Source organism: Microbacterium gilvum, assembly GCF_039543865.1.
In the GTDB taxonomy this organism is placed as follows: domain Bacteria; phylum Actinomycetota; class Actinomycetes; order Actinomycetales; family Microbacteriaceae; genus Microbacterium; species Microbacterium gilvum.
In genome coordinates this window covers 721,015-741,988 of the sequence record NZ_BAABKO010000001.1, presented here as the reverse complement: position 1 = coordinate 741,988, position 20,974 = coordinate 721,015, and the positions used below count along the sequence as shown (strand labels likewise).

The 20,974-nt window shown below is 70.1% G+C and carries 22 protein-coding genes; 14 read left to right on the top strand and 8 right to left on the bottom strand.

Annotated features, from left to right (window positions below; genetic code table 11):
* Positions 1–13 precede the first annotated feature (13 nt).
* The 6 genes from ABD998_RS03805 to ABD998_RS03780 all read left to right on the top strand — a co-directional run bounded on the left by ABD998_RS03805 (position 14) and on the right by ABD998_RS03780 (position 6,168).
* Positions 14–1,357 carry an ABC transporter substrate-binding protein gene (locus ABD998_RS03805; RefSeq protein WP_345436073.1) on the top strand — a complete coding sequence of 448 codons (1,344 nt, stop codon included), beginning with the start codon at positions 14–16 and terminating at the stop codon, positions 1,355–1,357.
* A gap of 1 nt (position 1,358) precedes the next feature.
* Positions 1,359–2,072, top strand: a complete 714-nt coding sequence (locus tag ABD998_RS03800; RefSeq protein ID WP_345436071.1) for a PIG-L deacetylase family protein — start codon at positions 1,359–1,361, stop codon at positions 2,070–2,072.
* Positions 2,073–2,279: 207 nt separating this feature from the next.
* Complete coding sequence (locus ABD998_RS03795) at positions 2,280–3,335, top strand: LLM class flavin-dependent oxidoreductase (protein ID WP_345436068.1); 1,056 nt, start codon at positions 2,280–2,282, stop codon at positions 3,333–3,335.
* A gap of 201 nt (positions 3,336–3,536) precedes the next feature.
* Complete coding sequence (locus tag ABD998_RS03790) at positions 3,537–4,547, top strand: PLP-dependent cysteine synthase family protein (RefSeq protein WP_345436066.1); 1,011 nt, start codon at positions 3,537–3,539, stop codon at positions 4,545–4,547.
* A gap of 278 nt (positions 4,548–4,825) precedes the next feature.
* Positions 4,826–5,098 (top strand): tautomerase family protein, encoded by a 273-nt coding sequence (locus tag ABD998_RS03785; protein ID WP_345436064.1) that lies wholly within the window; start codon positions 4,826–4,828, stop codon positions 5,096–5,098.
* Positions 5,099–5,247: 149 nt separating this feature from the next.
* The gene (locus tag ABD998_RS03780) at positions 5,248–6,168 is read left to right on the top strand and encodes an NADP-dependent oxidoreductase (RefSeq protein WP_345436062.1); all 921 of its coding nucleotides are present in this window, start codon (positions 5,248–5,250) and stop codon (positions 6,166–6,168) included.
* A 209-nt stretch (positions 6,169–6,377) separates the two neighbouring features.
* Here ABD998_RS03780 and ABD998_RS03775 read toward each other — a convergent pair whose 3' ends face one another.
* On the bottom strand, positions 6,378–7,046 hold the full coding sequence (locus ABD998_RS03775) for a response regulator transcription factor (protein WP_345436060.1): 669 nt from the start codon (positions 7,044–7,046) through the stop codon (positions 6,378–6,380).
* Positions 7,043–8,233: a sensor histidine kinase gene (locus ABD998_RS03770; protein ID WP_345436058.1), complete on the bottom strand. Its 1,191-nt coding sequence runs from the start codon at positions 8,231–8,233 to the stop codon at positions 7,043–7,045. The genes ABD998_RS03775 and ABD998_RS03770 overlap by 4 nt, the downstream gene beginning before the upstream one ends.
* 161 nt (positions 8,234–8,394) lie before the next feature.
* Between ABD998_RS03770 and ABD998_RS03765 the strand changes: the two genes are divergently transcribed.
* Together ABD998_RS03765 and ABD998_RS03760 are read left to right on the top strand one after the other, a co-directional pair.
* On the top strand, positions 8,395–9,096 hold the full coding sequence (locus tag ABD998_RS03765) for an ABC transporter ATP-binding protein (protein WP_345436056.1): 702 nt from the start codon (positions 8,395–8,397) through the stop codon (positions 9,094–9,096).
* On the top strand, positions 9,093–10,397 hold the full coding sequence (locus ABD998_RS03760; protein ID WP_345436054.1) for an ABC transporter permease: 1,305 nt from the start codon (positions 9,093–9,095) through the stop codon (positions 10,395–10,397). The genes ABD998_RS03765 and ABD998_RS03760 overlap by 4 nt, the downstream gene beginning before the upstream one ends.
* 79 nt (positions 10,398–10,476) lie before the next feature.
* On the opposite strand, the gene ABD998_RS03755 is transcribed toward ABD998_RS03760, so the two are convergent.
* Complete coding sequence (locus tag ABD998_RS03755) at positions 10,477–11,415, bottom strand: NAD-dependent epimerase/dehydratase family protein (protein ID WP_345436052.1); 939 nt, start codon at positions 11,413–11,415, stop codon at positions 10,477–10,479.
* A gap of 56 nt (positions 11,416–11,471) precedes the next feature.
* On the opposite strand from ABD998_RS03755, the gene ABD998_RS03750 reads away from it, so the two are divergent.
* Both ABD998_RS03750 and ABD998_RS03745 read left to right on the top strand, forming a co-directional pair.
* The gene (locus ABD998_RS03750) at positions 11,472–12,035 is read left to right on the top strand and encodes a TetR/AcrR family transcriptional regulator (RefSeq protein WP_345436050.1); all 564 of its coding nucleotides are present in this window, start codon (positions 11,472–11,474) and stop codon (positions 12,033–12,035) included.
* A 20-nt stretch (positions 12,036–12,055) separates the two neighbouring features.
* Positions 12,056–12,739: a type 1 glutamine amidotransferase domain-containing protein gene (locus ABD998_RS03745; protein ID WP_345436048.1), complete on the top strand. Its 684-nt coding sequence runs from the start codon at positions 12,056–12,058 to the stop codon at positions 12,737–12,739.
* A gap of 91 nt (positions 12,740–12,830) precedes the next feature.
* On the opposite strand, the gene ABD998_RS03740 is transcribed toward ABD998_RS03745, so the two are convergent.
* The 4 genes from ABD998_RS03740 to ABD998_RS03725 form a co-directional block, all read right to left on the bottom strand.
* Positions 12,831–13,970, bottom strand: a complete 1,140-nt coding sequence (locus ABD998_RS03740; RefSeq protein WP_345436046.1) for a BtrH N-terminal domain-containing protein — start codon at positions 13,968–13,970, stop codon at positions 12,831–12,833.
* Positions 13,967–14,488, bottom strand: coding sequence for a PadR family transcriptional regulator (locus ABD998_RS03735; RefSeq protein ID WP_345436044.1), 522 nt, complete (start codon positions 14,486–14,488; stop codon positions 13,967–13,969). The genes ABD998_RS03740 and ABD998_RS03735 overlap by 4 nt, the downstream gene beginning before the upstream one ends.
* A 66-nt stretch (positions 14,489–14,554) precedes the next feature.
* Positions 14,555–15,274 (bottom strand): B3/B4 domain-containing protein, encoded by a 720-nt coding sequence (locus tag ABD998_RS03730; RefSeq protein WP_345436042.1) that lies wholly within the window; start codon positions 15,272–15,274, stop codon positions 14,555–14,557.
* Positions 15,267–15,872, bottom strand: coding sequence for a helix-turn-helix domain-containing protein (locus ABD998_RS03725; protein ID WP_345436040.1), 606 nt, complete (start codon positions 15,870–15,872; stop codon positions 15,267–15,269). Before ABD998_RS03725 ends, ABD998_RS03730 begins: the two co-directional genes overlap by 8 nt.
* A gap of 254 nt (positions 15,873–16,126) precedes the next feature.
* Between ABD998_RS03725 and ABD998_RS03720 the strand changes: the two genes are divergently transcribed.
* Both ABD998_RS03720 and ABD998_RS03715 read left to right on the top strand, forming a co-directional pair.
* Positions 16,127–17,422, top strand: coding sequence for a M20/M25/M40 family metallo-hydrolase (locus tag ABD998_RS03720; RefSeq protein WP_345436038.1), 1,296 nt, complete (start codon positions 16,127–16,129; stop codon positions 17,420–17,422).
* A 27-nt stretch (positions 17,423–17,449) separates the two neighbouring features.
* The gene (locus ABD998_RS03715; protein WP_345436036.1) at positions 17,450–18,286 is read left to right on the top strand and encodes an undecaprenyl-diphosphate phosphatase; all 837 of its coding nucleotides are present in this window, start codon (positions 17,450–17,452) and stop codon (positions 18,284–18,286) included.
* Between the two features lie 15 nt (positions 18,287–18,301).
* On the opposite strand, the gene ABD998_RS03710 is transcribed toward ABD998_RS03715, so the two are convergent.
* On the bottom strand, positions 18,302–19,171 hold the full coding sequence (locus tag ABD998_RS03710; RefSeq protein ID WP_345436034.1) for a PAC2 family protein: 870 nt from the start codon (positions 19,169–19,171) through the stop codon (positions 18,302–18,304).
* 72 nt (positions 19,172–19,243) lie between these two features.
* Between ABD998_RS03710 and ABD998_RS03705 the strand changes: the two genes are divergently transcribed.
* Together ABD998_RS03705 and ABD998_RS03700 are read left to right on the top strand one after the other, a co-directional pair.
* On the top strand, positions 19,244–19,912 hold the full coding sequence (locus tag ABD998_RS03705; RefSeq protein ID WP_345436032.1) for an HAD family hydrolase: 669 nt from the start codon (positions 19,244–19,246) through the stop codon (positions 19,910–19,912).
* A gap of 38 nt (positions 19,913–19,950) precedes the next feature.
* Positions 19,951–20,967 (top strand): tRNA (adenine-N1)-methyltransferase, encoded by a 1,017-nt coding sequence (locus ABD998_RS03700; protein ID WP_345436030.1) that lies wholly within the window; start codon positions 19,951–19,953, stop codon positions 20,965–20,967.
* The last annotated feature ends 7 nt before the right edge of the window (positions 20,968–20,974 follow it).

Sequence of the window (20,974 nt, the reverse complement as noted above, 5' to 3'; positions counted from 1 at the left end):
AAGGCACCGAACAGTGCGAAAGCATCCCTTCACCCGCACGATCGCCCTCATCGGCGTCGCCGGCACCGCCGTCGCCCTGGCCGGCTGCCAGGGCGCGGGGTCCGGTGCCGACGGCGGGAGCGCCACGGTCACCCTCCGCCTCTGGGACGAAGCGGCCGCCGAGGCATACGAGCAGGCGATCCCCTCCTTCGAGGAGGCGAACGACGGCATCACCATCGACGTCGAGGTCATCCCGTGGGCCGACTACTGGACATCGCTGCGCAACGACGTCGCCTCCGATTCCGTCTCGGACATCTTCTGGACGAACTCGAGCAACTTCATCGACTACGTCGATGCGGGCGCCCTCCTCGACATCGGTGAGACGCTCGGCTCGGACGCGAGCGCGGACTGGTCCGCCACCGTCGTCGAGCAGTACACCTACGACGGGACTCTGTGGGGCGTGCCGCAGCTGACGGACCCGGGCATCGGCGTCTTCTACAACAAGGCCCTCCTCGACGAGGCCGGCGTCAGCGTCGAAGAGGTCGAGAACCTCGTCTGGGACCCCACGGGCGACGACGACACGCTCCGCGATGTCGCCGCGTGGCTCACGAAGGACAGCGACGGCAGAGGACCATCCGACCCCGACTTCGACCCGCTCACGCTCACGCAGTTCGGCTACAACGCCGCCTACGACTTCCAAGCCATCTGGGCGGACTACCTCGCCTCCGCCGGGGCGGTCTTCCAGCCCGCGGACTCCGACGAGCTCGCCTTCGACACACCGGAAGGTGTCGCGGCCACCGAATACCTCGTGGACCTGATCAACACCGACCACGTCGCTCCGTCCGCGGCGGACACCAACGACAACGGCGATTTCAGCCGCGACCAGTTCCTCCAGGGCCACCTCGCGCTGTTCCAGACCGGAGCGTACAACCTCGCCAACATCCGGGACGGCGCCGACTTCGAATGGGGCATCGCCCCGCTGCCGGAAGGGCCGGAAGGGCGCATCAGCCTCACCAACGGCATCATCGCCGCTGCCAGCTCGCAGTCCGAGCACCCCGATGCCCAGAAGAAGGTGCTCGAGTGGCTGGGAAGCGTCGAGGGGGCCAGCGCCCTGGGTACCACAGGGGCGGCACTGCCTGCGGTCACCGCCGCGCAGCAGTCGTTCTTCGACTACTGGCAGTCGGAAGGCGTCGACGTCTCACCGCTCATCGACGTGCTCGACAACGGCACCATCTCGGCGCCGCACGGGGCGAAGATCTCGGAGGCGTTCACCGCGATCGCACCCGTCCTGAAGGAGGTCTTCCTGGGTCGCACACCCGTCGACGAGGGTCTCACCGCGGCGCAGGCGGCGGGCAACGACGCGATCGCCGGGAACTGAGATGGCCCTCGAGATCACGCGCGTCCTCGGCGTGTACGCACACCCGGACGACGCCGACGTCGGTGCGGGGGCAACGCTGTCCCGCTTCGTACGTCAGGGAGCGTACGTCACGATCGTCGTCATCACCTCGGGAGGGGAGGGGGGTTTCGACGACACGCCCCGCGAGGAGATCCAGGAGATCCGTCGATCGGAGCAGCGAGCGGCCGCGGCCGCGATCGGCGTGGAAGACGTGCGGTTCCTCGAGGGATACGCCGACGGCGACCTCTGGGTCACGCGGGAGCTCGTCCGCGACGTCGCCCGCATCATCCGCCAGACGCGCCCGCAGCTGATTCTCACCACCTCGCCGGAGCGCAACTGGGAGAGCATCGGGGCAAGCCACGCCGACCACCGAGCGGCAGGTGAGGCGGTTCTCCGCGCCGTGTATCCGGCCGCGCGCAATCCGTTCGCGTTCCCCGACCTCCTCGCCGAGGGTCTCGAGCCGTGGATTGTGGATGAAGCCTGGCTCCAGGGGCACCCCTCCCGCAACCACCACGTGTCCTTGGAATCGGTGGACGTGGAGCGGAAGATCGCCGCGGTCTCTGCGCACGGGAGTCAGTTCGCCGATCTCGAAGCGATCAGCACCTTCGTGCGAGAGCGGGCGATCGTGGACGCGTCCGAAACAGACGCGGAGTATGCGGAGCGGTTCTTCCGCGTGGACGTGCGCGGACACGACTGAGACCCGCGTGCCGCCGCGGCGAAACGGGTGCCGTGGCGGCACGCGTCCCCACGGCGGCACGGGGCGGCGTTCGGCGAATGTGCGCTTCGCTCGCGAGGCCTCATGAATCTCTGACGAGCTGCCCGCTCCTCGAGTGTGCAGGCGCTGTCGTATCGGCGGATGACGCCCCGGCGCGCGCGGCCGGTGCGGGACGCATAGCGTGATCGGGTGACACGACCGCTCCGCTCTCTCGGCTTCCTGACCATCGGTCTCTTCGATCGCGATTCGCCTGGCGCCGGGCACGAGGCCACGCTCGCGATCATCGAACGCGCTGAGGCCCTCGGCTTCGACAGCGCCTGGCTGCGCAACCGCCACCTTCAGTACGGCATCTCGTCCCCGGTGGCGGTCCTCGCGGCGGCCTCGCAGCGCACCCGTCGCATCCGCCTCGGCACCGCGGTCATCCCGCTCGGATACGAGAACCCGTTCCGGCTCGCCGAGGACCTCGCCACGGTCGACGTCCTGACCGGTGGACGGATCGAGCCGGGCTTCTCGGTCGGCGCGCCGCGCAGGCTGGACGAGATCGCGGAGGCGCTGTATCCCGACACCGCCCCGCACGAGGACTTCGGGTACGCGCGGCTGGCGAGGCTGCGGCGACTGCTCGCGGGCGATCGGGTCAGTCCCTTCTCCGGCACAGAGGGCATCGAGGAGTTCTCCGAGCGGATCGAACCGCATTCCCCCGGGCTCGCCGAACGCCTCTGGTACGGCGCCGCCAGCCCCGACTCCACGGTCTGGGCGGCGGAGAACGGGTTCCACCTGCTGACCAGCAGCGTCATCCAGTCGGTCCATACGCACGACTTCGACACCGAGCAGCATGCGCAGATCCAGCTGTACCGCGAACATCACCCGGCAGGGCAGAGCGCTCGGGTGTCGCAAGGTCTCGTCGTGATCCCCACGGATTCGGCCACCGCCGAGCAGAGGGAACGATACGCCGCCTACGCCCGGTCGCGCGCGGGCCGCGTGGGTGTCCCGCACGGGCCGCGTGGCTTCCTCTTCGCCGCCGACATCGTCGGCACGTCGGAGCAGATCGTGGAGGCGCTCGCCGCCAACCGCGCATTCGGCGAGGTCGACGAGGTCGCCTTCGCGCTGCCCTTCGCTCTCGAGCCCGGCGACTACGTGCAGATTCTCGAGGACATCGCCGGTCGGCTCGCGCCGCTCCTGGGGTGGGCCGGCGGAGCGCTCTCGGCCGACCCCGAGCCGGCAGGGCCGGCCGCACCGGTCGGCTGACTCCACATCGGGGTGAGCACGTGGGTCCACGGTCCTCGATCGGTCCTCCGTCCCGCTCCTGCTGGTCCGGCTGTTCGGTGTGCTCGCGGTGGCTGCGGTCGGCGACATAGTGGGTAGCGGTGCGTCATCGAGGGTCACAGCCGGCTGCCGCGTCGCAACCCGCTCTTATCGTGGACGCCACGCGACGAGAAGGAGCCGACCATGACGATCGCCGAGACCACCTCCCCGACCGAGGTGACCGAGCGTGTCGCCGGGGACATCACGGCGCTGATCGGAGGCACTCCGCTGGTCGACCTGTCGCGATACGCCGAGAACCGGGCACTCGGGGCGCGGCTCCTGGGCAAGGCGGAGTTCCTGAACCCGGCAGGCTCGGTCAAGGACCGTGTCGCGTGGAGCATCATCCGCGACGGCGAGGAGACGGGCGAGCTGCGCGCCGGCGATCTCATCGTCGACATCACGAGCGGCAACACCGGAATCGCGCTCGCGGCGATCGCCGCCAGCCGCGGCTACCGCACGAAGTTCTATCTGGGCGACAACACCAGCCCCGACAAGCACCGCATACTCGAGGCGCTGGGTGCGGAGCTGATCGACGTCCCCAACAGCCTGTTCCTCGATCCGGAAGGCGTCGAGCGGCTCTTCGCCCGTGCCGAGGAGGAGAACCCCGGGGCGTTCATCGCGAACCAGCTGGGCAATCCGGCGAACCCGCGCGTGCATCGCGAGACCACGGGGCCGGAGATCTGGGCGGACACGGCCGGGGCGGTCGACATCCTGGTCGCGGGCGTCGGCACCGGCGGCACGGTGTCGGGAGCGGGCGGCTTCCTCAAGGAGCGGAAGCCGACCGTGCGTGTCGTCGTCACCGAGCCGGGTGATCGGTCGGTTCCGACGGAGGACGAGGTCTATCCCGATGAGATCGACGGGGTGCACAAGGTATGGGATGTGGAGCCGGACCTGCTGCCGCCCAACTTCGACGCGGACGTCGTCGACGAGGTCGTCGCGGTCGAGGCGGCTGAGGCGTACGCGGCGGCTCGTGCTCTCCTCCGCGAGGAGGGTCTGTTCGTCGGCGCGTCGGCGGGCGCCATCCTCCACGCGGCCACCGTGATCGCGGGGCGGCCGGAGAACGCGGGGGCGACGATCGTCGTCATCCTCCCGGATACGGGAGAGCGCTACCTGTCCGCAGGGGTGTTCGAGATCACGCGGGGGGCAGGCGGATGATGACCACGTACACGGAGACGACGAGCATCACCCGCTGGGAGCGCGCGCTTCTCGTGCTGGGTGCCGGGGCGTACGAAGAGCCGCACATCCAGTGGGCCTGCGCGGAAGTCCTGCAACGCGACCGTGCCTCGCGAATGGCTGGCGGACACCCCGCGGACGAAAGAGCGACGTGAGCGCAGAGGACCGGGGGCCCGGTCGGCGCCGGGCGCGGTTGTCGGCGAGGCGGCGCTGACGGCACGTGTCGACATTCGCGTGCGCGGTCGACTCCCGCGCCTAGCGTGTGCTCATGCCCGCTGTCCGCATCGATTCCGTGGTTCGCCGCACCTCCGGGCAGGTCGCAGGATTTCATCCGGATCGAGTTCACGATCTTCCCCGGGCGCTCATCCCAGGCCAAGCGCGCCCTGTACCGAGAAGTGACGGTGCGGCTCGAAGAGCTCGGCATCGCGCCGGACGACGTCTTCATCATCGTCCACGAGCCGCCCCTGGAGAACTGGGGCATCGCCGGCCGATCGGCGTCGGAGATCGATCTCGGGTTCGCGCTCGACGTCTGAGCACCCGGACAACGCGGGGTCGACGGGGTGATGAGGCGACGGGCCGTCACCTGCTCGCGCCGCGCGAGCATTCGTCGACACGCGAGGTCATGGAAGGCCATCCGAGGTCATGGAGGAATCATCGCCCCCCGGCGCGTGCTGGATGCGGCATGAGTAGATTCGTGCAGCAACAGGACATCGGCGACCCTCTCGTTCTGGGCGTCGTCCGCCGTGAAGAGCCGCATGCCGGTCCCGGGCAGGTGCGTATCCGGGTGCGCGCAGCGGGACTGAACCCGGTGGACTGGAAGATTGCGGTGTACCCGGAACTGGCGGGGCGCTTCGGGGTGGTTGCTCCGACCGGGTTCGGCAACGACTACGCCGGCGTCGTCGACGAGGTAGGCGAGGGGGTCGACGGGTACGCGGTCGGCGATCGCGTCTACGGTGGTGCGCGCGGGCGCGCTCTGGCGGACCATGTCGTCGTCACGGTGGGGGAGGAGATCCTCGAGCGCACGCCCGCCGGAGTGGACGACGACGTCGCGGCAGCGCTGCCCATTGCGGCTCGCACGGCGGCCGCAGCGGTGTCCGCGGCCGGCGTCGGGGACGGCGACACCGTCCTCGTGGGCGGGGCGGCGGGTGGCGTCGGCGTCTTCGTCGTGCAGCTGGCGCTCTCGGCAGGTGCGACGGTGGTCGCGACCGCATCTCCGGCGAACCACGAGTTCCTTCGCGGCCTCGGCGCGAATCCCCTTCCCTACGGCAGCGGGCTGGCTGAGCGGGTGCGCGAACTCGCTCCCGGTGGAATCGACGCCGCGATCGACCTGCAGGGGACCGAGACCGCGGAAGCGGCCCTGTCGATCGGAGTTTCCCCCTCCCGCGTGGCCACCATCGCGGCGGGCCCGAATCCTCCCGGCGGCGCGATCGCGACGGGTGGAGGCGACGCCGGCCCGGAGGCTCTTCCGCGCATCGCCTCAGCGATCGCAGAAGGGGCGCTGACCGTGCCCATCCAGCAGCGGTATCCCCTGGAGCGGCTCGACGAAGCCGTCGCCGTCCTCCGTGACGGACACGTTCGGGGGAAGCTCGTCGTGACGCTCTGAGCGAACGTCCGCGCTCGGCCTCGACCTCCGCCGCCTCCCCGGAGGAGGGGAGGTCGAGATCGTCGGTCGCCGAGGACCTCGCCCCGTGGTTCGCGCGATCGTGCTCGGTGCTCCCACCGGCCGTCAGGCGATGAACGGGGGAACCGCAAGGGGAGAGCCGGGTCGACGTGTGTCGGCCGGCTGTCCCTGGATCGGCTGAGGTCGATCAGTCACTGCCCGGGTCTGATCACGCCGGATTCGTAGGCGAGGATGACCAGCTGTGCGCGGTCGTGGGCGTTCACCTTCCCCATGATCCTGTTCACGTGCGTCTTCGTCGTGTGCGGAGAGATGACCAGCTGATCGGAGATGTCCTGGTTGGAGTGGCCTTGCGCGACCAGCAGCAGTACTTCTCGTTCCCGCTCTGTCAGGGCGGAGAGCCGCGGGGAGTGCGCGATCGCGGCACGTGGCGCTGCGGGAGCGACGAACCGGTCGATGAGGGCGCGGGTCGCGACGGGGGAGAGCAGGGCGTCGCCGGCGTGGACGGCCCGGACGGCCCGGACGATCTCCTCCGGTTCGGCGCCCTTGCCGACGAAGCCGCTCGCGCCGGCGCGGAGTGCGGAGACAAGGTACTCGTCCTCTTCGAAGGTCGTCAGGATGAGGACCCTCGTGTCGTCGAGGTAGGAGTCGGCGCAGATCTCCGAGGTCGCCGTGATGCCGTCGACCTCGGGCATCCGGATGTCCATCACGACCACGTCCGGGAGGAGCGCTCTCGCGAGGGTCACCGCTTCGCGCCCGTTGGCGGCGAGACCGACCACAGTGATGTCGTCGTGTCCGGTGAGGATGTCTGAGACCGCCTGCCGGATCAGCGGCTGGTCGTCGACGACGAGGACGTGCGTCACGGCGTCTCCTCGCGGTCGACCGGCAGGACGGCTTCGAGCTTCCATCCGCCCGGGGCGGGACCTGCGTCGACGGTGCCGCGAACCGATGCGACACGTTCGCGCAGACCGACGAGACCTAGCCCGGAGCCGGGCGGGATCCGATACCCGTCCTGTCCGACATCCATCAGGTTGGTGACGGCCACGGTCACGGCGTCGGCGGCCACATGGACGAGGACGTGCGCACGACCCTCGGCACCGTGCTTATGCGCGTTGGTGAGCGCCTCCTGCACGACGCGGTAGGCGACGAGGTCCGCCGCTCCGGTCACGGCGTCCGGGGAGCCCTCGACGCGCGTGTGGACGTCGAGCCCGGCGGCGGCGAACTGCGCGACGAGACGGTCGAGTTGCGCGAGCCCCGACTGCGGTCTCGGGACGGCGCCGCTGTCGTCGTCGGCGCGAAGCATCGCCATGAGGTCCCCGATCTCTTTGAGTACCGTGCGCGCGGCCCCTCTGATGGTCGCCAGCGACTCCTTCGCCTTGTCCGGACGGGTGTCGACGGCGGTCGATGCGACGCCCGCGTTGAGGCTGATGACAGAGATCTGATGGGCGACGGTGTCGTGCAGGTCTCGCGCGATGCGCAGGCGCTCCTCGCTGACCCGTCGTCGTGCCTCGTCTTCTCGTGTCTGAACGGCGCGCTCTGCGCGATCGCTGATGGCCTTGACATACGCGCGCCGAGAGCGCGCTCCGTCGCCGGCTGCCGCGGCGAACGCCACGAGCAGCCCGAACTGCACCACCCGGGGGTCGAGCGGGCTCCCGACGGAAGCCAGGAGGGAGAGCAGCATGAGCAGGATCGCGGCGCAGCCGCCGGCGAGCATGGCCCGTCGGCGGGTGGTGCGCGTCGCCAGGTGGAACACAGCCATCCCCACGGCGACGCCGACGCCCGGTGAGAGCGTCCCGCAGGCAGCCGCGGATCCGAACACGAGCAGGAGAAGCACGAGCACGGCCGAGGGCCAGCGGCGGCGGAACGGCACGATCGCGATGGGCGAGAGCACCAGCGCCAACGCGAGAGGGCCCGCCGGTGCGAACTCCGTGGCAGGGACCGGCGCGAAAGCGGCGACGACGACGATGAAGGCGAGGAGAACATCCGGCAGCCACCCGGGCGGATGGCGCGGATCGTCCGGCACCTCCGGGAGCTCGAGCCGTTGCGTCACCCCCACAGTCTCTCCGACGCCCCGGACGGGCGTCATCCACCCCGCGCGCGACGTCCGGTACCGCGAACGCGGTACGTCAGGTGCCCGCCCCTGGGGGATGCGTCCGAGCACCGCCCCGATGAGGCTGAGAGTATGCCTCGCGGAAATGGAGTTCCCTTCTCATGACGACCCCGATTCTGCACGTCGATGATGTGCACAAGACCTACGGCCACGGCCAGAGCCGTTTCGAAGCCCTCAAGGGTGTGTCCTTCGACATCCGAGAGGGCGAGTCGGTCGCGATCGTCGGGAAGAGCGGTTCCGGCAAATCCACGCTCATGCACGTGCTCGCGCTCCTTGACGCCCCCGATTCGGGACGAATCCTCCTCGAAGGCACGGACACGGCGCGACTGCGTGGAGGGAGGTTGAACCGGACGCGGAACAAGACATTCGGGTTCGTGTTCCAGCAGTTCTTCCTGACCGGAGGCGACACGGTCCTGGAGAACGTCATCCTGCCGTTGAAGATCGCCGGGGTCGGCCGCAGCGAACGCAGGAAGCGGGGTCTTGCCGCGCTTGAGCAGCTCGACCTGGCGGACAAGGCGAAGAACAAGGCGCTCAACCTGTCCGGAGGGCAGAAGCAGCGTGTCGTCATCGCCCGCGCCCTGGTGAACAACCCGCGGATCATCTTCGCCGACGAACCGACCGGCAATCTCGACACCACCACCGGTGCCACCGTGGAGGACATCCTCTTCACCCTCAACCGTGAGCACGGCATCACTCTCATCGTCGTCACCCACGACGAGGACCTCGCTGCTCGCTGCGACCGCCGCATCGTCATCCGAGACGGGCAGATCGTCGAGGACACCGCGAAGCAGGTCGCCGCATGAGGGCCCCCGACCTGATCGGCGCTGCCGTATCGAATACGTTCCGCTCGAAGACCCGCACGGTCCTGACGATCCTGGCGATCTTCGTCGGGGCGTTCACCCTCGCCCTCACCAGCGGCCTGGGTACCGGGATCAACGCCTACATCGATGACACCGTCTCCGGAGTCGGGGCCTCCGATGCGATGACGGCCACGAAGATCGACGAGAACGCCACCGGTGTCCCCGGCGCTGGCTCCACGGAACCGCGCGAGTACGACCCCGATGCCGTCTCTAGCGGTATTCCTGGGCAGACGGTGGTCGCCCTCACCCCCGACGACATCGAGACGATCGAGGGACTCGATGGGGTGCTGAGCGTCGACGCGGTCCGGACCATCACCCCCGACTACATCCAGGCCGGCGATGGCACGCAGCTCGTCGCCTCCGTGGGGAGCCTCATCCCCGGGCAGACCGTCGTCCTCGCCACCGGAACCGAACCCGACCCCGACACCACCAGCCTGGAAGTCGCCCTGCCCCTCGCGTACGTCGAGCCGCTCGGATTCGACGGCGACGACGGCGCCATCGGACAGACGGTCACGATCGGGATCACCGACGCCGAACGCACACAGCACACCCTGGAAGCCACTGTCGTCGGTGTCGCCGAGGAGGCCCTCGCCAGCCCGACGGGGTCGAGCATCCTCATCAACGACGCCCTCGCCGACGTCCTCTTCGACGCACAGTCCACCGGACTCACGGACGAACAGGCCGAGCGGTTCGCCTCCGCGACAGTGTGGTTCGACCCAGAGGCAACCGAGACGGAGATCGACGCGCTCAAGGACCGCCTCGCAGACGCCGGATTCACCGGGACCACGATCGCCGACCAGCTCGGCATGATCACCACCGTCATCGACGGTATCGTCCTCGTCCTCAACGCGTTCGCGATCATCGCCCTGCTCGCTGCCGCGTTCGGCATCGTGAACACCCTCTACATGTCCGTCCAGGAACGCACCCGCGAGATCGGGCTCATGAAGGCGATGGGCATGGGCTCCGGCCGTGTCTTCACACTCTTCAGCCTGGAAGCCGCGTTCCTCGGCTTCCTCGGCAGCGCCATCGGCGCAGGCATCGCCATCCTCGCCGGCACCGCGATCAGCGGCGCGCTCGCGCAGGGGCTCCTCGCCGACCTCCCCGGCCTGACACTGATCGCGTTCGACTTCTCCTCCATCGCCACGATCGTCGTGCTCGTCATGGTCATCGCGTTCCTCTCCGGCACGTTGCCCGCAGCGCGCGCCGCACGGAAAGATCCCGTCGACGCCCTGCGCTACGAGTGATCACCCGGCGACGCCCTCCGAGCTTCGACCCGGCGCGAGATCGCCCCGCCGGTCGTTCGGGCGCGGTCGCGTACCTCGCTCACGCAGGACGAGGCGGGGCCTGGTCGCGGACAGCCGCGAGCCCGGCCCGATAGCCGGTCACGGCGAATTCGGGGAACCGTGCCGCGAACATGGACGAGTCGAAGATGTTGTCGTGCGCATACCGGGGGAGCAGTTCGCGGATCTCCCGCGCGGACGCGGAGACGATGCCTGCCGCGACGAGTGCCCAGCGGGGGATGACGGTGAACCGCAGGTCGCGATCGAAGACGTTTGCGGCAAGGGCGACGAACTCGCGGTACGTGAGGTGCTCGGGTGAGGTCGGCAGGTGCCAGGTCCGACCGAAGGCGTCGGGAGTGTTCCCGAGCAGCGCCAGAGCCCGGCCGGCGTCCGGTGTCCAGATGAGGGTGCGTCGGCGATCAGCGCGGACGGGAACGAGGGCTCGCTTGCCGCTCAGAAGGCGGTCGATGATGAGGGTGTTGGTGAAGCTCTGCGTGAGACCGGGGCCGTAGAACTCGGGTGCTCGCGCGATCAGCACGGGTATGTCGCCGCGTGCCATCTCGTCGAGGACCATCGACGCCATGGTCGCGCGCACGCGCCCCTTCCGTCCGACGGGCGCGAACACCGTCTCCTCGGTCTGGACCCGGTCATCCTGCGGGTACATGTAGGTGTTGTCGAAGTAGGCGAACGCCGCACCCGCCGCACGGGTCGCGTCGAGCGCGTTGCGCAGCATGGTCGGGAAGCGCGCCTCCCACAGCTCCGTGTCCGCAGGCAGGCCCGCCGTGAAGTAGACGATCTCGCTGCCCTCGACCGAGGCCGCCGTCTGCACGGGATCCATGAGGTCGGCGCGGGCGAGGGCGTCGGAGTCGTTGACCCTGCGCGGGTTGCGGCTCACGAGCCTCAGCCCGTCGACACCGGCACGATCCAGTTCACGGGCGAGCTCGACGGCGATCTGTCCCCCTGCTCCGACGATGGTCTGCATTGCCTGCGCTCCTCCGTGGTGTTTACACTGCTTACATCATAAGAAGGAAGTGAGCAGTGTCAACATCATCGGCCGGCACCTACCATCACGGCGATCTGCGCGCTGCGCTCGTGGCGGCGGCACGGCGGGCGCTCGAATCAGGAGAGACGTTCTCGCTCCGGGCGGTCGCTCGGGATGTCGGGGTTTCCCCGACCGCTCCCTATCGGCACTTCGCCGATCGCGACGCCCTCGAGTCGGCTGTCGCGGCGGAAGGCTTCCGCGACCTGCGGGCTCTGCTCCTCTCTGACGATGAGCTGCCGGCGACGCGAGCGGCTTTCCTCGAGTTCGCCGTCGTCTACGTGGATTTCGCGGTGGCCCACCCCTCTCTCTTCCGCGTCATGTTCGGGAGGGAGTGCGACAACGACGCTGACGAGCGCGTGCGGGCGGCCGCCGCGGTGCATGAGCTGCTCACGCGTTCAACGGCGAGCCTCTTCCCCGACCGGGATGCCGAGATGCTCGGGACAGGGCTCTGGAGTGCGACGCACGGGCTCGCGTTCCTCTTCCTCGACGGAAAGCTCCGCGCCGCTTCAGCCGAGGACCGCGCGCGTCGCGTGCGCGCGACGATCGCCGCGCTGATCTGATCCCCCGAAGGAGCACCTCCATGGCCACACGCATCCTCCACGTCGTCACGAACGTCGCCCACTACGACGACCCGTCCCATCCCACCGGGCTGTGGCTGTCGGAACTCGCGCACGCCTGGAAGGTCTTCGAGGGCCGCGGGTTCGAACAGGTGATCGTCAGCCCTGCTGGCGGGCCATCGCCGCTGGAGCCCCGGTCGCTGAAGTTCCCCACCTACGACAGGATCGCCAAAGCCTGGCATGACGACCCCGCACGGATGGCGCTCCTCGAGAACACCCTCCGCCCCGACCAGGTCGACCCCGCCGACGTCGACGCGATCTCCTTCACCGGCGGGCATGCCGTCATGTACGACTTCCCCGACAGTGAAGGACTCCAGAGCATCACCCGCGAGATCTGGGAGCGCGGCGGCATCGTCTCCTCTGTCTGCCACGGCTACTGCGCTTTGCTGAATACGAGACTGTCGGATGGGTCACTGCTCGTGGAGGGGAGGAAGGTCACCGGCTTCGCCTGGAGGGAAGAGGTTCTCGCGCGCGTCGACGAGCTCGTGCCCTTCAATGCCGAAGAGGAGATGAAGAACCGCGGTGCCCACTACGAGAAGGCGATCCTCCCGTTCGTCTCGTATGCGGTCGTCGACGGAAACCTGGTGACGGGCCAGAATCCGGGCTCTGCGAAGAAGACGGCGGAGAGGGTCGCGGCACTGCTCTGACGGGCTCTGCTCCTCGGCTTCGCGAGGAACGGGGCCGGGATGCGTCGCTCGCGGTGCCGGTCAGAATCCGCACCGCGGTGCGGATCGCCCATCATCTCGCATCGGCCGTCGTCGACGCGTCGTGGTCGGCGTTGACGACGTCTTCGCGCCTGCGATGCGTCGACTGTGGAGTCGTCGGGCCGGAGCTCGCCAGCGTGCTGAGAGCTGTCATCGCCGTCGTCTCGATCGTCGCGATCTCCTCCAGCAGGCGACCGGCCCGCTCGAGGTCGGCCGGCTGCCCCGTCTTTCCCGCCTTCTCGAGGAGTTCAGCGACCTGCGTCCACCGAAGCGCGGACACTGCGAAGAGGTCTCGTCCTCTCTCGACGAGCTCCGCGTCCGACTCGCGCTCGAGCAGGTCTCGGCACTCGGTGAGGAAATCGCGGTAGAGATTGCGGAACAGGGCGCCGCCGGTGCCCGCGCGCTCCATCATCATGGCGATGGCTGCGAGGTCGCGACGGGGGTCCGCGAGTCGATCGAACCATGCCGGGACCCGCTTCGAGGCGGTACGGACCCCCCGGCCGCCGAGGTTGGCGATGGGCGGTGCGAGGAACTCCCGTGCGCACGCGGTGATCGCGAGGACGATTGCGGGAGCGAGGTGCTCGCGGCCGCCCTGCGACGGCACTGTGCGCGTTACGGTGAAGGACCGGTGGCGAGCGGACATCGGGCCTCGTGCGGCTCGGGCCCGGGCGAGGCTCTCCAGGCTGGTGGACACGGCTCCGCCCTGTTGCGCGGTGTCGACCAGATAGGCGCGCTCCGCGTCGTAGCCGTACATCGCGACGACGTGACCGGCGAAGTGCACGCGAGACCCGAAGTACTCCAGATCATGGCTGTCGAGCTGGAGCCCGACGGGCGTGCCGGCATCGATCGACGCGCGGACGGCGTCCCACGCCTTGCGTGCGGATGCAGTCTCCTCCGCGCGGAGCTCGACTCCCAGTCGCCGGGCGAGGTTCTGCGTGAGCACGAAGGGCTTCACCCTGCCGCCGAGAAACGGCAGCTCCTGCCGCGCGGAGTCCCAGTAGACGAAGGACAGACCGCTGCCCAGCCCGAAGAGCATCGCTTCTGAGAGGTCGAGTCCAGCGTGGTGCAGGAGCACGCCGAGCGCCGTCGTCTCGCAGTGCACGCCGCCCGCTGTGGAGATCCCGTCGACGATCCTCCTCTCGAGGGGCCCCTCCGACCCGCCCTGGTCGCTCATCGTGCGTCCCGGACTCGTGCGGCGAGCCACGATCTCTCCGCCTCCAGCAGGCTGAGCGAGTACGAGAAGACCTCGCGCGCGGGCCGGGGCAGCGGAGCCTGCGACCGTTCCGCGTCTCGCACCGACCCGATCCTGGCCTCGAGCTCGGTCAACCTGCTGCACAGGGCGTCGTCGTAGGCCGCTTCGGAGAGCAGCGGCAGGTTCGCGATCCCCACGAGCACGGGGTACGGGACAGTGCGGAGCTCGGCTATGGATGAGAACGCCTCGTCCGCTGCCATCCTTCGGCCCGCCGCGGTGGCCTGGAACACGCGTCTCGACCGTGCGCCGGATCGGCCTCCACCTGCCTCGACGAGACCTCGCTTCTCCAGCTTGGCGAGCACGTAGTAGATCGATGAGAAGGCGATGTCCGTCCACTGACGGATGCCGCGTTGCGCGATCACCTGCTCCAGGTCGTAGCCATGCCTCGGCTCCTCGATGACGAGGCCCAGAACGGTCAACTCGGCGGCTGTCAGCTCCACGCCTCTACTCTAGTACTAGAATAGGCGCGGTGCTCGGGGAGCCGTTCGAGCGTCGCGGGCGCGGGCTCAGCTTCCGCGGACGACACGGCGCGCGATGCGCACCTGCCGACCCAGCTGCCGGAGTGCGTCGGCCAGCGCGTCGCCGGCGAACTGGAGGTCGGCGTCGCTCATCGGGCCGAGTGCGTCCAGGATGAAGAGCGCGTCGGTCGTGTCGTCTCGGAGGGCCGTGCGGCGCCCCTGTCGCCAGTTCCAGCGGCGGCACGTGATGCCGTCGTCGTCGCGCCAGACGACCTCGCCACGCTCGGGATGCTCGATGACGGGCTCGCCCCCGGCGACCGTGTCGAAGGGCTCGTCCCCTGCGGCGCGCACGAGTCGCGCTGCGCCGCGGTAAGCGGTGCGGTCTTCGCCGCCGATCGGCACCTGCTGCAGCACCGAGATCGCGTTGTACGCGTCGGTGAGCGCGTTGACGCGCGGCAGAGCGTCGACGGCGCGGCGGGTGAGCGCCTCCACGCTGTTGCGGGTGCGCTGCGGCTTCGCGCCGAACGCGCGGTACGCGTCGCGCCACGCGGCGATATGCGGGTGCTCCTCGAGCGGGCGCTCCGCGACCAGCTCGCGCGCCCGCCGCTCCGCCGCAGTGACGAGATCGTCGACGGCTTCGCTCGTGGTCGACGGCTCCAGCCCGTCGACGACGAGCAGCAGCGCGCGGTAATCCGGCCGGAGTGCGTGCACCTCCACGTCGATCGCGCACCGGGCGAGGAACGCCTCCTGCTCGTTCAGCTCATCCATCCTGTCGTCCTTCCTTGTTCGCCGCGCCTGCTGCGGGCTCGAGCACCGCGAGGCAGAAGCGCGTTCGCGAACCGCCGTCGTTCCGGTACGCGTGGGGGCGACTGCCGTCGAAGCGCAGCGCGTCGCCGGCCGAGAGTGCGTGCGTCTCCTCGCCGACCTCGATCACGACCTCGCCGTCGACGACCAGCAGCAGTTCGCGCGCGCCTGCAGTGTGGGGCTCGCTCGCGTGCCTCTCGCCCGGAGCCAGCGTCCACTCCCACAGCTCGAACACCTCGGGGGCGTCCTCGCCGGTCACGAGCACACCGCGCCCTCCGCCGTCGCCCGACCACAGCACGGCTCCCTCGCCGGTGCGCGTCACCCGCGATCCGGTGTCGGCGGGCGGCTCGACGAGCGACGGCAGGCCGATTCCGAGCGCCTCGGCGAGGCGCAGAAGCGTGGCGATGCTCGGGTTGGCCTCGCCGCTCTCGACGTTCACGACCATCCTCCGGCTGACGCCCGACCGCTCGGCGAGCCGATCGAGGGTCCATTCGCGCGCTCGCCGAGCCGCGCGGACGCGTTCGCCGATCACGCGGCCGATGGAGTCTCTCGGGATGCCCATAAGGTGCAGGATACTGCACTCATATCGCCCCTGCCCGCGCCGCGTCGGTGTAACTCGTGCACGCCGGTGCAGCTCGTGCAGGCCGGAGCATGTGGCACACGCACTTCCGTGCTGCGCTCGCACCGCTGTGCACGCCGGGCACCTGCCTGCCCGCCCCACGGGGCGCACGATGCGTGCCGACCGGAGAAGACGCCGGGTGACGCGCGCGACGCCGAACGAGGGCCGTGCCGCGCCTTCCGGGTAACGTGAAGCGCATGCCCGAGAACGAGATCCCCGAAGTCGCGCGCCTGGCCGCCGATCTCATCCGGTTCGATACGACGAACTACGGCGGCGGCAACGCCAAGGGCGAGCGCGAGGCCGCCGAGTACGTCGGCGCCTACCTCGAGGGCCTCGGCCTCGAGACGCAGTACTACGAGCCCATCCCTCGGCGCACGAACGTGACCGCTCGCGTCGCCGGCCGCGACCGCGACAAGCCCGCCCTCGTCCTGCACGGCCACCTCGACGTCGTGCCCGCCGTCGCGGACGACTGGTCGGTCGACCCGTTCGCGGGCGAGATCCGCGACGGGCTGCTGTGGGGCCGCGGCGCCGTCGACATGAAGAACATGGACGCGATGATCCTCACCTCGGTGGCCGAGCTGCTTCGCGCGGGGGAGCAGCCGGAGCGCGACATCGTGCTCGCCTTCTTCGCAGACGAGGAGAACGGCGGCGTCGAGGGCTCGCAGCTCGTCGTGCGCGACCGCCCTGACTGGTTCGCGGGCGCCACCGAGGCGATCAGCGAGGTCGGCGGGTACTCCATCCCCGTCGGCGACAAGAGCGCGTACCTCCTGCAGGTCGGCGAGAAGGCCCTGATGTGGGTCACGCTCGTCGCGCGCGGCCGCGCCGGCCACGGCAGCCGCGTGCATGCCGACAACGCCGTCACGCGCCTGGCGGAGGCCGTCGCGACGCTCGGCCGTGTGGACTGGCCCGTCGAGATGACGGCGACGACGCAGCGCCTCCTCGACGGGATGGCCGACCTCGCGGGCGAGGCATCGTCCGATCCCGACGCCATCGCCGCCCATGCCGGCCCCGCCGAGGCGTTCATCCGCTCGACGTTCCGCACCGTGACGAACCCCACGGGGCTCACGGCCGGCTACAAGCACAACGTCATCCCCGACGCCGCCTCCGCGACGGTCGACATCCGCGTGCTCCCAGGCACGGAGGACGCCGTGCTCGCGCGCGTGCAGGAGATCATCGGCGACGACATCGAGATCCGGATGTTCCTGCGCGACATCGGACTGGAGATCCCCTTCGAGGGCGCGCTCGTCGAAGCCATGGTCGGAGCGCTCGGACGCCACGACCCCGGCGTCCCCGTGCTGCCCTACCTGCTCGGCGCGGGCACCGACAACAAGGCGCTGTCGACCATCGGCATCGCGGGCTACGGCTTCGCGCCGCTGCGGCTCCCGCGCGACCTCGACTTCACCGGGATGTTCCACGGCGTCGACGAGCGCGTGCCCGTGTCGGCCCTCGCGTTCGGGCAGCGCGTGCTGACCGACCTCATCCGCAGCTACTGACCCGACTTCCTCCGACAGAAAGATCGCATGTCGTTCATCGAAGCCATCATCCTCGGGCTCGTGCAGGGCCTCACGGAGTTCCTCCCCATCTCGTCGTCCGCGCACATCCGCATCGTGGGGGAGTTCCTGCCCTCGGCCGAGGACCCCGGCGCGACGTTCACCGCCATCACGCAGATCGGCACCGAGCTCGCCGTGCTCGTCTACTTCTGGTCGAAGATCGTGCGCGTCGTGAAGCAGTGGGCGCTCTCGCTCGCCGGCCGCGTCCCGCGGAACGACCCCGATGCGCGGATGGGGTGGCTCGTCATCCTCGGCACGATCCCGATCGGCGTGCTCGGGTTCGCCTTCCAGGACGTCATCCGCGACGTCTTCCGCAACCTGTGGCTCGTCGCCGTCGTGCTCATCGTCTTCGGCATCATCCTCGGCGTCGCCGACCGCTACGGACGGCGCACGCGCGAGATGGAGGACATCACCTACCCGCACGGGCTCGGCATGGGCGTCGCGCAGGCGCTCGCGCTCATCCCGGGCGTGTCGCGGTCGGGTGCCACCACGACGGCGGCGCGCGCACTGGGCTACAGCCGGACGGCCGCAGCCGAGTTCGCCTTCCTCCTCGCCGTTCCCGCCGTCTTCGGCAGCGGGCTCTACGAGCTGCTGCACGCGATCCGCGAGCCCGAGCCGAACCCGGCCTACGGGCTCGGTGAGACGGCGGTCGCCACGGTCGTCGCGTTCATCGTCGGATGGGTCGTCATCGCGTACCTCATGCGGTACCTCAAGACGGGCAGCTTCCTGCCGTTCGTGATCTACCGGGTCGCGCTCGGCGCCGTGCTCATGGTGCTGCTCGCGACGGGCGTGCTGCAGGCGTACTGAGCCGCGCGGCGGCCGCTACCTGCGGTCGCCGCGCCCGTCGCGGGGGTCTCGCCCGTCGCGCGGGTCGTCGCGGTGCAGATACCGCTCGAAGGCCTGCGCGATGGCGTCGCCCGATGCGTCGGGAGAGTCCACCGTGTCGCGCGTCTGCTCGAGCTGGCGGATGTAGTCGCTCATGTCCTCGTCGTCGGCGGCGGCCGCGTCGATCGTGGCCTCCCACGTCGCCGCGTCGGTCGCGAGCGTGCCCTTCGGAACGACGGCACCGGTCAGCTCCTCGAGCTTCTCGAGGAGGGCGAGCGTGGCCTTGGGCGACGGCGTGTGCCCGGCCACGTAGTGCGGCACGCTCGCCCACAGCGACAGCGTCGGGATGCCTGCACGCTCGGCCGCATCGCCCAGCACGCTGAGGATGCCGACGGGCCCCTCGTAGGTCGACCGCTCGAGACCCAGCTGCTCGCGCACGGCGGCGTTCTCGCTGCTCGCGAACACCGAGATGGGCCGCGTGTGCGGCACGTCCGACATCATCGATCCGAGCGTGACGAGCCCCGTGATGTCCTCGGCGAGTGCTCGATCGACGAACTCGCCCGCGAACGAGCGCCATGCACGTGCCGGCTCGTTGCCCGTGATCGTCCAGAACCAGACGTCGCCGATCCCGGCGGCCGGCCGGTGCAGCGTCGCATCCGGCCAGCGCAGCGTCCGCCCGCCCTCGCCGTCGGCCTCGATGTGCGGGCGCGTGTACTGGTAGTCGAAGTAGAGCTCGGGGTCGACGGCGAACGCGGGGGAGAGGTCCCCCTCCTCGCGCAGCATCCGCACGGCGCCTGTGGCCGCCTCTCCTGCGTCGTTCCATCCGTCGAAGGCCGCAACGACGATCCTGCGTCCGAGTGTCTGCACCGGTGTCCCTCCTCCCGCCGAGCGGGTGTCCGTCCAGGTTAGTCCCGGATGCCGCGCCGGTAGGCTGATCCGGTGACAGCCGAACAGCCTCTCGCCGTGCTCTGGGACATGGACGGCACCCTCATCGACTCGGAGCCGTACTGGATGGCGGCGGAGACCCCCCTCGTGGAGAGCTTCGGCGGCACGTGGGACCACGAGCAGGCGCTGCAGCTCGTCGGCCTGGGCCTGCCCGACGCCGCGCGCGTGCTGCAGGGCGCGGGCGTCGGCATGGAGGTGGACGCCATCGTCGCGCACCTCACCGACGCCGTGCTGCGGCAGATGGGCGAGCTCGGCGTGCCGTTCCGCCCCGGCGCGCAGGAGCTGCTGCGCAGCCTCCGCGCGGCGGGCGTGCGCACAGCGCTCGTCACGATGTCGCTCCACCGGATGGCCGCGTCGATCGTGGAGCTGCTGGACTTCGACGCGTTCGACCTCGTGCTCGGCGGCGACGACGTGCCGCGCCCGAAACCGCACCCCGATCCGTACCTCCGCGCCGCCGAGCTGCTCGGGGTCGACATCGCGCACACCGTCGCGATCGAGGACTCGCCGAACGGACTGCGGTCGGCCGTGGCCTCGGGCGCCGTCTCGCTCGGCGTGCCGCACTTCGTCGGACTCGACGGAGTGGGCGCCGACACGCTGTGGCCCACCCTCGAGGGGCGCACCGTCGACGACATCGCCGCGCTGTACCGCGCTCACCGCCCCTGACCCGCCCTCTCCTGACCCCCATCCCCTCCGGAGGAACCATGTCCGCGCCTCGCGGCCCCTTCCGCTTCGGCGACCGCGTGCAGCTCACCGGCCCGAAGGGCAAGCTGCACACCATCACGCTGCGCGAGCGCGGCGAGCTGCACACGCACCACGGCGTGCTGCGGCACGAGCAGCTCGTCGGCCAGCCGGACGGCTCCGTCGTCGCGAACAGCTCGGGCAGCGAGTACCTCGCACTGCGGCCCCTGCTGCGCGACTTCGTCATGTCGATGCCCCGCGGTGCAGCGATCGTCTACCCGAAGGACGCCGCCGCCATCGTCGCGCAGGCCGACATCTTCCCCGGCGCCGTCGTCGTCGAAGCGGGCGTGGGATCGGGCGCGCTGTCGCTGTCGCTCCTGCGCGCCGTCGGCGACGAGGGGCGCCTCGTCTCGTTCGAGCGGCGGATGGAGTTCGCGGAGGTCGCTCTCGCGAACGTCGAGACCTTCTTCGGCGGGCTGCCGCCGCAGTGGTCGGTCGTCGAGGGCGATCTCGCCGAGGCGCTGCCTCGTACCGTCGAGCCGGGCAGCGTCGACCGGGTCGTCCTCGACATGCTCGCGCCGTGGGAGGTGCTCGAACCCGTCGCCGATGCGCTCGCGCCCGGCGGCGTCGTGATCTGCTACGTCGCGACGGCCACGCAGCTGTCCCGTGTGGCGGAGTTCCTCCGAGGCCTGGGCTGCTTCACGGAGCCCGAGGCGAGCGAGACGATGGTGCGCGGATGGCACGTCGACGGCCTCGCCGTCCGCCCGGATCACCGGATGGTCGCGCACACGGGCTTCCTCATCACGGCGCGCCGGCTCGCCCCGGGCGTCGTGCCGCCCGAGGTGAAGCGCCGCGCGTCGAAGAAGAGCTTCACCGACGACGACCTCGAAGTGTGGACCCCCGGCGCCGTGGGCGACCGCGACATCACCGACAAGAACCTGCGCAAGCGCGTGCGCGACGCGCAGCGCGCCGCCGCCGGTGCGCGCCTCGCCGCCTCGGCGGACGACGCGTTGTCGGAGGAGGGGGCGGCGGATGCCTAGACTGATG